Origin of the sequence: Nostoc sp. KVJ3 (assembly GCF_026127265.1) — a bacterium.
Taxonomy (GTDB): domain Bacteria; phylum Cyanobacteriota; class Cyanobacteriia; order Cyanobacteriales; family Nostocaceae; genus Nostoc.
The window spans coordinates 38,262-49,890 of record NZ_WWFG01000004.1 but is presented as its reverse complement, the minus strand read 5'-3'; the positions used below and the strand labels follow the sequence as shown (position 1 = coordinate 49,890).

14 protein-coding genes are annotated in these 11,629 nt (G+C 43.5%); 9 read left to right on the top strand and 5 right to left on the bottom strand.

From position 1 onward, the window contains the following. Positions 1-292 precede the first annotated feature (292 nt). From GTQ43_RS33645 to GTQ43_RS33630, 4 genes are all read right to left on the bottom strand, one after another. Positions 293-769: a hypothetical protein gene (locus GTQ43_RS33645; RefSeq protein WP_265277085.1), complete on the bottom strand. Its 477-nt coding sequence runs from the start codon at positions 767-769 to the stop codon at positions 293-295. 260 nt (positions 770-1,029) lie between these two features. Next, positions 1,030-4,095 (bottom strand): DUF3854 domain-containing protein, encoded by a 3,066-nt coding sequence (locus GTQ43_RS33640; RefSeq protein ID WP_265277084.1) that lies wholly within the window; start codon positions 4,093-4,095, stop codon positions 1,030-1,032. A 539-nt stretch (positions 4,096-4,634) separates the two neighbouring features. After that, a complete protein-coding gene (locus GTQ43_RS33635; RefSeq protein WP_265277083.1) occupies positions 4,635-4,823 on the bottom strand; it encodes a hypothetical protein in 189 nt (62 codons plus the stop codon). Further along, positions 4,816-5,007, bottom strand: coding sequence for a hypothetical protein (locus GTQ43_RS33630; protein ID WP_094346746.1), 192 nt, complete (start codon positions 5,005-5,007; stop codon positions 4,816-4,818). Before GTQ43_RS33630 ends, GTQ43_RS33635 begins: the two co-directional genes overlap by 8 nt. Before the next feature lie 229 nt (positions 5,008-5,236). On the opposite strand from GTQ43_RS33630, the gene GTQ43_RS33625 reads away from it, so the two are divergent. From GTQ43_RS33625 to GTQ43_RS33585, 9 genes are all read left to right on the top strand, one after another. Further along, on the top strand, positions 5,237-5,401 hold the full coding sequence (locus tag GTQ43_RS33625) for a hypothetical protein (protein WP_196520256.1): 165 nt from the start codon (positions 5,237-5,239) through the stop codon (positions 5,399-5,401). A gap of 180 nt (positions 5,402-5,581) precedes the next feature. Continuing rightward, complete coding sequence (locus GTQ43_RS33620) at positions 5,582-6,766, top strand: ParM/StbA family protein (protein ID WP_265277082.1); 1,185 nt, start codon at positions 5,582-5,584, stop codon at positions 6,764-6,766. After that, positions 6,747-6,941: a hypothetical protein gene (locus GTQ43_RS33615; RefSeq protein WP_114085628.1), complete on the top strand. Its 195-nt coding sequence runs from the start codon at positions 6,747-6,749 to the stop codon at positions 6,939-6,941. The genes GTQ43_RS33620 and GTQ43_RS33615 overlap by 20 nt, the downstream gene beginning before the upstream one ends. 31 nt (positions 6,942-6,972) lie before the next feature. Beyond that, complete coding sequence (locus GTQ43_RS33610; RefSeq protein ID WP_265277081.1) at positions 6,973-7,194, top strand: hypothetical protein; 222 nt, start codon at positions 6,973-6,975, stop codon at positions 7,192-7,194. Between the two features lie 90 nt (positions 7,195-7,284). Beyond that, on the top strand, positions 7,285-7,542 hold the full coding sequence (locus GTQ43_RS33605; RefSeq protein ID WP_265277080.1) for a hypothetical protein: 258 nt from the start codon (positions 7,285-7,287) through the stop codon (positions 7,540-7,542). A 1-nt stretch (position 7,543) separates the two neighbouring features. After that, positions 7,544-7,954 (top strand): hypothetical protein, encoded by a 411-nt coding sequence (locus tag GTQ43_RS33600; RefSeq protein ID WP_265277079.1) that lies wholly within the window; start codon positions 7,544-7,546, stop codon positions 7,952-7,954. Then, positions 7,954-8,670 carry a hypothetical protein gene (locus GTQ43_RS33595; RefSeq protein ID WP_265277078.1) on the top strand — a complete coding sequence of 239 codons (717 nt, stop codon included), beginning with the start codon at positions 7,954-7,956 and terminating at the stop codon, positions 8,668-8,670. The genes GTQ43_RS33600 and GTQ43_RS33595 overlap by 1 nt, the downstream gene beginning before the upstream one ends. Positions 8,671-8,735: 65 nt before the next feature. After that, complete coding sequence (locus tag GTQ43_RS33590) at positions 8,736-10,637, top strand: hypothetical protein (RefSeq protein ID WP_265277077.1); 1,902 nt, start codon at positions 8,736-8,738, stop codon at positions 10,635-10,637. 93 nt (positions 10,638-10,730) lie between these two features. Then, positions 10,731-10,925, top strand: coding sequence for a hypothetical protein (locus tag GTQ43_RS33585; protein ID WP_265277076.1), 195 nt, complete (start codon positions 10,731-10,733; stop codon positions 10,923-10,925). 79 nt (positions 10,926-11,004) lie between these two features. On the opposite strand, the gene GTQ43_RS33580 is transcribed toward GTQ43_RS33585, so the two are convergent. Further along, entirely contained in the window at positions 11,005-11,565 is a 561-nt protein-coding gene (locus GTQ43_RS33580; protein WP_265277075.1) for a hypothetical protein, read from the bottom strand. Between the last annotated feature and the right edge of the window lie 64 nt (positions 11,566-11,629).

Genomic DNA, 11,629 nt, shown 5'->3' with positions numbered 1-11,629 from the left:
AATCCTAAAATCACTATCAAATGTGAGCAATTCACTTTTTTGGTACAGTTCTGCCATCCTTACCAGGGGTACAGCCGGGATACCTGCAATTTGGGACACGTTGTAAACAAATGTTGCAGAAACCGATTTTGCGATTTACTAACTTGCCCAAAAATGGTATTAAGACATTCAAATTTTTGCACACTAAAATCAACTCTTCACGCGATTCAGTCTCTTAAACTTGCCCATAAATGGCCATTTATGGTGATGTTTTCATCTTCAGTTGACATCAAAACCCCGGTAGGAAACAAGGCTAAATCAATGGTTTCGACTCTTTAACGTTACAAAACTTTACAATGTGTCCCAATTTACCCGTATCCCGGCTGTATCCCAAATCGACCCGCCGCAGTGCCTCACGTAATATTCGGTCAGCACTGGCCTTATGGATATGCCCCAGCCCGTGACGACCGGGGAACAAATGAGGATTTCTCCCTTTTAACTCAATGCTATATTCTTCTAAAAATTCCTTCAGTTTGGGATGTACTTGAATTTCTCTGGTATCCTGCCCCCCCTTGGTGTTATAAGCTCTAATAATCAGCTTGGGTCTAATGCCCCTAGTGCCGATGACATCGCCGCGTTGCAAAGTGCAGCTCTCGTTAATTCGGGCAGCCGCGTAGAGGCACACGCCAAACATTGCGCGATCGCGGGGCTTAACAAGTCCCTCGCTAAATAGTAAGGTTATCTCTTGAGGGTTTAGGATTTCGGCTTTGCCAAAGCGATTGATTTTCATAGGGAATATTTTACGCTAGCAAATCATACTTTGTTCGCCTAACCCCCTAAAACCTTAATCTCTCGTCGCCAAACCCCACTCATTACCGACTATTGCAAACAATTATCATCTGTCTCCACTTGATAGTTGACACACGCTGATCGCAAAGCGCAAAAGCCGTTAATTGAAGCACAATCAAGTCACTTCCCCAACTCGGACAATCATAGAGAACGCGATACATCTGAACCGACCAACTGCGCGAGATCCTGTTATTAGTTGCCCTAAGTATCCAAAAACTTCAGTTCACTAACATCAATGAGATTTAATCCACCTGCCGCAGCACCAGGACGCAACGGTGAAGGTGCAGTGAGCGGTTGTCCGGTGAGGGCAGAAACCAAAAGCACTTTATCACTACCACAGGAAACCCAAGAGATTTTATATTCTTCGTCGCTTGAAAGCAGCTTCACACGATCTCCTTTAACGGGTTCGCGGGTGGTGACGGATGCTGATGGAGTCGGTGACGGATTGGTGATGGTTTGGTGATGGTTTGGCTCGATAGATGGTAATGCTTGTGGAGTATGGGTTATAGCTGTCTCAGGTGATGGTTGTGATGGAGGTGATAGAGTTTTGCCCAAACTTTCTACAAAATCTGTTTTCTCATCGCCCAAACTTTCACTCTTCAAAAAATTAGATGGATGATTATTTACCTCGTTTACAAAAAGATTTTTCTGTAAATGTCCATCACATCCGTCACCATAAGGCTTTGAGTCCATCACCATATCCATAACCTTGTCCGTCACACCTCCATCACCAGCCTGATTGGAAGTGATTGAAGATTCGGAAGGGAACGGAGCCTCATCGAAAGCGCCTCTTAACCGAATACCGTAAAAATGACTGCCAGTTCTGGTTTTTTCCTGCTTAACATCAGACCATCCCAGCACATGATTTAAGACTTGCAGTAAGTCTGGGGTGAAATTGGGTAAGCTCTTGCCTTGTTGCCCAGAATTTTGGCAGTAGTGATGGTAGGAGCCAAACAGTGTGCTGATTTCGGGGCGGTAGCTGCTACTTTGCCATTCGTTTTTGTTAGAGCCAACTTTGACAACTCCTGATAAATCTCGCACAATATGCCGTTCCACCCAAGCCGCGATGGAGTCAGTCATCTGCGCCATTTCCCAGTAAGCGAGATCATAGCCAGTAGAGTTTTTTCCATTGAGAGTGTTAATTATTTCACTCTCTGGAATGGTAAGTAGGTACTGGGTGAAGGCTCCCATCTCTGGGTAGAGCTTCTCTCTGAGGTGAGTATCTACAATTGGTGGACAGTAATTCATGTTTACTACAATCAACCGCCTTTTGAGCCATCTGCCGACCCCAGAGCCTTGGAGCGCCGCATAATTGGAAGTAATTAAGACTGTGGCAGCAAGTCTGACATCACAAGCTTTTTTATAAACTTCCTTGGCTTTGGTGCTTCCTCCCCCCGTCAGGGTTTTGAAAGTTTGCAAACCGCCATTGACCTTATCTTGATCCTCAAAAATGACTGAGCGTTTGTTGTTGATGTCTACCAGGAAATTAGGATTATCCAAGTTTTCAATTTTGCCACTCCAAGTATTCTCTGAGCCGACTAACGCCTGAAGAATATCGGAGTAAATGCCTTTACCATTGCCGCCATTGCCCCAGAGGTAAAGAATTTTTTGGAGATGAGACATACCTCTGAGTGTGGCAGCTGCAAAACAGATGAGGGTTTGTATTTTTTGGGAGTCGCCCTCCGTTACTTCCTGAAACCAACCGCGAATTGTTGGCCAATCTCGAAGAGAGGGATTATCAAAGCGATGGGGCAGTGTCCAGGTTAAATAATTAGCGGGTGAGTGTTTCTCAAACTTTCCAGTAGCCAGAACCAGTACGCCATCTAGGAATGGAACGATGTCTGTTCTTTGGGGCCACGTTTCAACAGTTAGCCGTCGCGCCATGAATTTGCGAATATTGACTATATAGCTATCAGTGCCATAGCCAACAATTGAACGGGCATCTAATATTCCCTGAATCATTGTTTCGATCATGTGATCGTCAAGGGATTTCCACAATCCCGAATCATCACCTAGATAGTACTTCCATTCCTTGTATTCGTTGCAGTACTTGAGACGTTCTCGATAATCTTCTGCTAATTCAAATGCCAGTATGTCAGCCGGGATAAGTTTCGACTTCGACTGATAAGACTTTGACTGATGAGACTTAGACTCAACGGCATCTTTGCCGTGGGTCAATTCTCTGATTTGCTGATTTAGTGCCGCGATTAGATTATCCGCACTCATGCGAGTTTTCAAAATATTTAACTCTACAATCGTGCCGTAGAGTTGAGAAAGTTGTTCGAGTTGTTCAAAACTATTTACCTCGTCTACCGCCCCAATGCCCAGCATTTTGGTGACTATGCCAAAACATAGTGCTGAATTATAGCTTTGGGCCCAAAGCGTTTCACCGTTTGGTGTCAGCAACAAGTCATCAATCCCTTTGCCTAGTGACTCGTCCCAGGTGGGGCGCGATACGGTGGAGCCTACTTTTTGCGCCGCATAAGACAGTGCATCAATCCCCTTGTTTACAGATGCTACGACCGAGGGCTTAGAATCCATGTCATAGGCAACTAACAAGGTTCTAGGGCGATTCATCAAGAGTTGTAAGCTGGGCTTGAATCGCTTGGTCTTTTTATCTACCCCACAGGTCGCGCCGTAGTTGGTGGTGGCGGGGTATCCCTGACAGATTAGACTAAACAGTTTTTCCCCGCCTTCGGTCGTAATTACAGGTAACTCGGAATTGGCTAACCATTCATAGAAATCCACATCATCCGGGATACTGCCTTTCTCAAGTCCTAGCTGTTGCTCAACGAGCCTTCTAATAATGGGGACGACGCGAGGATAGAAGCACTGATCTCCATTCTTAGATGGAGCCAGCCGTTTGTATGGCTTTGTGCCATCATCGTTTGGTAGACTCAAAATTGAATGCCAGACGCTACCATCTGCATTCAGCATCAGCGCAGCATACACAACGCCGGAATATGGTTTTTTCCACCTTAAAGCCTCGGCTATCCGGTACGGTGAGTCTGTAAACTCAATCATCGCGTCAAACTGCTCTGCACAAAGTCGGTCACGCCCAAACTTCTGCTTAATAAAATCTTTGAAAGCGCCAAATGAAATCCAATGCTGTTTAACGCTCTCGTTAGTCCAGATTTGCTCAACACTATTGGGCTGTGTCGCCTGATTCCTGGGTTCAGATAATAGTGGGGCTGGAGTCAGTTGATCTAGATGTCCACGAACGTCATTTGTAGCAGTAGTACTAGAACCGTTAAAGGTGGCTACCATTGGTGAATCCTTATGAGGTAAATGAGGTGCGCTTTACCTCCCCTGAAGATTTACCAAGACTTTAATCAAATTTCTCGTCAAACCCGTTGTAGGAAGTTCTTGGAACTGATAACATTAGGTTATAAAGAAATTTAAATCTTTTTCGACGGGTGTCTTCTTGGACTGTTAAAGAACTTGCTATCAACAAGTTGAGTCCTGGGGAGGCATTCTTTTCTTATGTATATCGGGTGACATGACACTTAGAAAAGATGGACTAAGGGTATAGTCTCATTACATAGTAAATTATCTCAGGCAAAAAAATAATAAATATCTCAGCTTTATAAAATAAAACAATTTATCTATTTTTCTCAAGCCAAGACACAGCAAAGCTATTACAAGTTTTCAACTAATATTAAAAACCAAATAAACACCTCACTATATTAATACTAGTAGTGTGACTAAGAATAATTCAATTTGTTGATGCTGCTTCAAGAAGACATTAATCTAAAATTTTGACTGACTTAATACCTTGGCTGCATTTCTGGACTAACAGCCATCTTTTAGCCTCTGGCTCTAGCGCGGGCATGATTCTCCAGTTGAAAACATCTGCCCAAGTTTCCATCCCATGAGCGGGGAGCAAAACTTACTTCAAGTTCCTTGAACCGTACCCAATCGCGATCGCTGATAGCTGTCAAAACGGGGAGAAGCCAGGGGAGTGATTTTAAATCAATGGCAGATGGGTTAATCATTTGATTTGTTTTTAGCGATCGCATCTGTAGACACAGATTCTTTCCAGTTGGCAAGGGCGGCAACAACTACCCCTTCAACTAAATTCGAGACAGTTCTTCGCTCGGATTTGGCCCACGCTTCTAAATCCGATTTTGTTTCATGTTCGCAAGTAAACATTACTTTAGCCTTTTTTGTTACTCCCATTTCTACTCACTTCAATAGCTTACTGAATCTTTACTCAACTATATCCTTTAAGACTCTTACTCTGTAAGCTTTTTTAGTTTAACAGGGTTGAAGCTTGAATATTTTAGTTGACAACTTCAGTAGCTATCATCTACTATAGCACTCATAAGCAAGGCAAAAACGCCAATGGCAGACAAGATACACATATTCTTGGCGACTTTAGCCTGCAAATTTATTTTGAGGAGGATTTATGCGAGTAACAATCAGGCAATCTCTACACCCATTTATCAGCAATAAAGCGCAGGAATTAGGCATTAATGACCATGCAGAAGTAGTTAACTTCCTTTTACTCCAGATTTTGCAAAATTCGATGCTGGCACAGACTACTGCTACTGGGAGCCAAAATACTCAGTAGTGTTTCATAGATACGTTTCATGAAACAGTTTCAACGGTTGCATCAATGTTTCAGCCTCACAAGAACCGTGAAACGATACTTTCACGAGCCTTAAACATGAAACATGAAACATGAAACGTTAGTTGATGATGACTACTTTCCCAAGTGACAGTGACGATAAAAAGTTGAGGGTAAAACGATATGTCAAGACCTAAAAAACAACCAACATCTATAAGCACGGACGCACCCAACACAAACGAGGCTGAAACCATAACAGAGAAAGCATCAATGCCATCAAAAAAGGTAATTCATTTGATGCTAGATGCTGGGCGCTCCAGTATTAAATATCAGGCTTTCGTTAATAACGAAACTGGCACAACACCAGTAATGAAGACCGAATCTTTGGTGTGTTGTGTGCCATCAGTACCATTTGGAGAATTAGGAGCTTTCAGCCTAAGCCGAGGCAAAGATGAAAACAACAAAGATGTTGTAGAGCATTGGGTTGTAGGCGACTCAGCCAGACTGCAAGGTAAGGAATATATAGCAATGAGTGATTCCGAGAATCACAAAGTAGACTACTTCCCCATCCTTGCATTAGGTGCAATCGCATCTCTGCCGAATCTGCTTGAGTTGTCCACGGGTACAAGCGCCAAGCGTAGAACCTTGCACATTCGTTTATCAACGCTCTCGCTAGCTTCCCCATTAGAACTAAAAAAAGCCATTGAACAATGCAAGTGGATAGCGGTAGATGGTGTTAGATACCGTTTGTGCTTCTCTAAACTTGGCTTTCTGGGATTTCCAGAGGGATATGGCGCGTCACTTTGGGCAAGCGAACGCTTTGACGATAAACAGTTCCATACTTTTGATATTGGGTATGGTACAGCCACAATCAGCGAATACAGTAATCTCGGCAAATTACCAAAACGGGTAACTTGTAGTCCCAATGGTGGCGGTGGTGTTGCCACACTAATCAAAGAATTCTCGAGAGCTTTGAGCAACACCGATTCTTCTAAAATGATTCGCCCCTCCCAACTGCGCGAGATTTTAGAAACTGCAACCGTTGGTGATAACGGCATAAGCGCGATTGCACCTGATGGGGAAGACATTGGGACTGAGTTAGAGAACGCGATTCATTCATGGATGAAAGATTCTCCCTTGGCTTACGCCCTAGATGACGTGTCCGTGAAAGCCAGACGCAGCAAAGTAACTTTGTGTGGCGGTGCGTTTGCGATCGCGCCCGTGCAGATGTTGATTAAAGAAAGATTACTGAAATCTTGTATTCCAGAAAGTAATTTGTTGATTCCCGAAAATCCTGGAACCGTTGCTTTATCAGAAATGAAAAAACTTTACTTAGGAGAAACGACCGATGTTAACCAAGCGGCTTAATTACAACGTTCCTCAAGACTTGACTCCAGCCATCAGAATGCTTGCAGAAATGGATGGCACGACCCCCGCTTACTGGCTGAGAAAAGCTCTAGAGAAAGTAGTAAATGAAAGATTCTCTGTCAATAACAATCATCAAATCAACTTAGGAGATTTGGAGGCGATAAGAGGTGAATAATATCAAGTTTAACTTTCAAACGAGGTGCGAAATGAATAGCAATGTTAGCACAGAAGAAATAGTAATCATTCTGGCTGGTGTTGAGCAAACTTTAAGGTTGATTCAAGCTACTCCCGAATATAGGAGACTGCAAACATCAGAGCATTTTACTACATCAAACGACTTGGTTTTGAATGATGCCATTCAATCAATTTCTGAAGTTTTAGATGGCATTGAAAAAGTACAACTCGCTAACAGTTCTGATGAAGAATAATTGTGCGAACGCTTGCCCGGAGAAGAAAAGCGTTCGCACAAGTGACTTAGATCAGGGATGAAATCAGTACACACATTAAAGGATACCAAAATGGCGTACCCAGTAGGATATTACTCCCTCTCTCACGACAATGCACTCATTAAAGATATGTGTGAGACATGGGGGGAAGGATTAGAAAAGATGAGCGAATCAGACACACTCTGGTTAATTGCAAAAATCGCTCATCAAGCATGGGTAGAGTGTGAATCTTCTACTGCTCCTAGCAATGAAGCCGAGTCAGCATGTCTTCGACTGCATGAGTTAAAGCAATGGGAGAAGTTTGCACTAATCAGCGCAATGGCACAGTGAGATGTACAAGAAGCAATTGTATTTAGCCTTGGCTGGTGTAGGTATCTGCTTCTTGCCTGTAATCATCCCCTTAGTACCCAAGTTGGGGGCTTATGCAGAAGCCGAGAGATTAAAAGCCACCGAAGGATTAGAGCGATCTCGTATAGAAGAACGGGCTAAAACCAGCGATGCCTTATATGAGGCAGGAGTCATGCCCACAACTCGGAAACTTAGAATCACGAATTATTTTGACAGCAGTAAACGCAATCCCAGACCAGACACAACCCTTTATCAAGATGACGAGATTGTTGATGTTTTTGACGCAACGGGTAGGTGTATTGGGCGAATTGAAGAAGGAATTTGGAAGTGGAAGTACAAAGCTAAAGAGATTTGTAAAAGCGTTCAAAATATCAAACCAGTGAGGAGAAAATAATGGCATTAGGAACATCTGGTGCAGAAAGTAATAGTACTGGTAACACTGATGGTAAACCCAAGGGTAAGAAGCGAACGCTTGGTGAAATCATCGATTTTTGCGCCAAGGCTGTTGTGATGATTGTTGGTTTACCCATTAGGGCAGCCGCCGCGATCGTTAATCAGTTTGTTGCTAACGGTGGTGCGGGTCGTGCGTTAGTTGGAGGGATTTTATTTATCGGTGGTTCCATAATAAGTGCTGATTCAACTTGGCAATTAATCTTTCAAGGGCCGCCTGTTTGCCCGTGGTTTGAGCCGACTTGGAATTGGGTAAATGTGCCGTTTGCAGCGTTCAACCCTCTCTTTTACCTGGCATTCATAATTTCTGTAGGTGTTCAGGTAATTGAAGCCCATGCCCTACGCGGTAAAAACCCAGATTCAGCTAGGCGGGAGCTTCAAGACCACATGGTTTATGAGCTTGAAACCAAGCCTAGTGGCAAGATTGACCTTGTTGGTGAGCTTTGGAAGGATTATAAGACCGCAGGTACACGCGATCGCTCTAGTGCAGGGCTGGTTGTGATTGCGGTTTGGGTGTTCGATATTGTCACCACCTTTGCGGCTCGTAACCCGTTTGAATTTACAGCCCCATTCATGATTTTGGGCTGCATCTTGTTTAACATCGGCACAATGATGGCGGGTGAAATTGGGTTTGCCATCTGGCGCTTGACCAAAGATTAAAGCTCGTGCCGCTCAACAACTCTCTACATTGAGCGGCACTCACTACTTAACAGGGCATTTGTTTTATGCAAAGTAACAATATCCCAAAAATTACAACCAAAGAAACTGAACATTTGCGCGAATCATATCCTAATTTGTCTCACTTGGAAGCCGGAAATATCGCCCAATGGCTGCAAGAGAGAAAAGAGCAATTGTTTGAAATGGCCCGAGTTTCTGAGAACGAAGCAGACATGACCCGTGTACTTGGCTTGCTGGCTTCTGGGATAGGAGCGGTTTGTTATGCGGTCAACCCAATGGCACTAGTTGGTGGTTTAATTGGTGGTGCTGCATGGCTATGGTTTGTTGTCGAACACTCCAACCGCACTAAAGAAATTGCACCAATACCATTTGTACGTGGCAACTTTATAGACGCGGTTGCCCGTGCTGGTGACTATGATTCTAGGAGCAATTATCAAGCGGATCATCTTGCTAATACTGTTAAATTTCTAGAGCGACACGAGGCTGAAGAGTACGCCTTTCTTCTAGCTGAATTTGAAAATATTGGGCAGTATTTAACCCAAGTTGAACCAGGAAAACGCTTTTATGCTTATCGCTGGATGTTTGGCTGGTTTGGCAAGCTTAAGGGTCGTCAGCTACCGACTTATCAAAGTATGGCTCTCCATTTACAGGATGTGACCATTGACAGCCGGCTGAATCTGTCAGAGGTAAGTGCTATCGCACAGGCTCAAACCCAGTTACCACCCACCGTAGATATTAAGCAATTTCAATCACCACAAGTAGATATTCGGGACACTCACCAAGCGGCTTCTCTTTCTAAACCGGAGGAGTTACAGCCATCAGCTAATGGGCTTTCACCAGAGACTATAACTAATCTCCCTCTGGCGAATAGAGCCAACGTACTCATCGCGGCTTTAACGAAAAGTGGTTTTCAAGTCGAAGACATGATGAGTTCCCAAGTCATTGCGATCGCTGGCACTCAGCGAGGTGGCAAGGGAACCTTAGCAGCAATCTTGGCAACATTATCTCTAGCATTAGATTCGGGATTAAACACCCAATACTTTACAGCCGGGGTGGATGTTTACCCCTTTAGTTGCAATCTGATTTCTGCCCTTAAGTACCCGGAAAAAGATGCAGACGGTGCAGATAAATTAGTCGCCCGTGACTTGCTTAAATTTCTTAAAGGCTTAGATGCAAGTGAACCTTATTCCCACAAAAACTTACTGTTAGTGATTGATGAGGCTATGCGGTTGCTGTCCCTACTTGATGAGAGCGATCGCACCTGGGCTATTCAATATTTACTTTCTCGCTTCGCCAAATGTGGCGGTACATTAATCATTGTGTTGCATGGCTCTAACTTAACTTCTGTGGTTGGCAAGGCCACAGCAGGACTAGCAGACACCTTTAAGCAATCAGTTAACTTCATTGGGTGTGTAGCTCAGTCTGTCAGCGCTGGCGGATTGCGAAAAATTAATGTTGCCAGTGGCGAATATTTTAAGGCCAACCCTAATAACTTTGCTGAACCTGTTAACGGTGGCAATCTCGGCATGATTCCTGACTGGCTAAAGATAGAGTTACACCCAGGAAATGGTCAGCCAGATCCAGCTAGAACATTACTCAAATTCTTCCCGGAATTGGTGCAGCATCACCAGCCAGCAGTTATGCCCAGAGGGGAGAAAATTGCACCAGATGACGCAGTTAATAAATTGGAGTCTATTTTCTCAAAGCCTACCCAAGATGTTGAAATTGCAGAGGTAGAATTCGTCAGCATTTCTGAGGCTGATAAAGAGCAGATTTTAAACATTGTTACTTCAGCCGTGACAACACCAGTCAGCTTTGCTGCGATTAGAAATAGCCGAAAGTGGGGCGAAGAGAAACCTAGTGTTCGCTATTTAAGGTGTGCGATTGCACAACTTATAGAATCCAAGCAATTGAACGGTAGTGAGAAGTTAGGCTTTACCGTTTTTTAATCTTACTGCAATCTCAAAAAGCCATTAAGAAAGCACTTAGTTCAAAGATATCAAGACATCAAAAGCCTGAATCCTAGTAATGGATTTACATCTATGCACCCAATTGAGTTTAAGAAAAAGTGGCAGTTAACTTACGACGAGCTTGCTCTTGTCTTGGGTTATCAAAGTGATTTCACTGTCCGTTGCTGGGGGATAAATGGAAAACGCAAGCGTAAAGAAGTCAAAAAGTTGTCTATGTTGCTTGCAGACTTCTTGATGAGAAGTGGTCAACTCAAGGTAAACTTGTAGATTCTTATCTCTAATTATTTGTATGATTGGGGCAAGTATTACCTTAAGCTTGTTTGCCCCAATCGCTATATCTTGCCCTTCATCTTCGATTTCGGTCAGTCCCCAAACGCTTTTCTACCCGTTGTAGCTTGGCATTACTATAATCTGTACGCTGCAAAATTGCTCTCAAATAGATGTCGATATCGTTCGAGATATTTACCGGAATAAATTGATTGAATCCAAGGAAAATCAACAAAGTAAATAATGCAGTAAACAACCCCATCGTCCCATATTTACTTATGGGTTCAGCGCGATAAACCTCTTTCTCTATGGTGATGGGTTGGGGGGAGGGCTGTTCTTCAACTCCTGAATAACCGTAGTCAAGTTCTTCGTGTGATTCAACAGTTGATTCCAGTTCTGCTTTAATTCTGTTATCTCGCTCTTTAGCCCTTTGAACTCTAAGCTCTCTAATGTCGCTGAGGACTTGGGCGTATTCTTTAACTGCGTTAGTAAGGGAGTTAATTCTTGCCGAAAATTCTCGTTGCTCTGCTCGTACTCGTTCGAGGAGAGATTCTGATTCTTCAATTCGGTCGTCAGCATCTCGATTGTCACCATCGCTTTGCTGAGGAGTTGATTCTGAATTAAATTCGTTTGCGCCCATGCTTGTAACTCTGCCCTATCTCTTTCGCGTTCAGTTTTCTGTGATTGCTTAAAACTTTCAAACT